The sequence below is a fragment of the Pseudomonas sp. 65/3-MNA-CIBAN-0223 genome (assembly GCF_040310425.1).
Classification (GTDB): Bacteria; Pseudomonadota; Gammaproteobacteria; order Pseudomonadales; family Pseudomonadaceae; genus Aquipseudomonas; species Aquipseudomonas gregormendelii.
Genome location: NZ_JBEOPV010000219.1, coordinates 1 through 259, shown reverse-complemented (window position 1 = coordinate 259; position 259 = coordinate 1). Strand labels below are relative to the sequence as shown.

Genomic DNA, 259 nt, shown 5'->3' with positions numbered 1-259 from the left:
CGATCTCTATCGACTGAGGGCGGCTGGCGAAGAGCAATCGCTGCTGTTCGATGCGAGGATTGCTGTCGAGGTGCTCTTGAAGCTTGTAGCCCTCACGAATACGTTCCCAGATGTTTTCATGCTCGGCGACGGCCGTAGTGTCCGTCAGCCAGATGGGTTCCTGTGCCACCGGCACCGCCACGCGTCTAGTCTGTTCGCGCGTGTCGTCACGCACGGCGTTACTCTGACAGCCCGCTAGGGCTACGCATATGGCTAGAGC

1 pseudogene is annotated in these 259 nt (G+C 59.8%); it reads right to left on the bottom strand.

Annotated elements, in window-relative coordinates:
- Positions 1 to 214: pseudogene (locus AAEZ09_RS28640) on the bottom strand (lytic transglycosylase); the annotation flags it as partial.
- Positions 215 to 259: the final 45 nt, after the last annotated feature.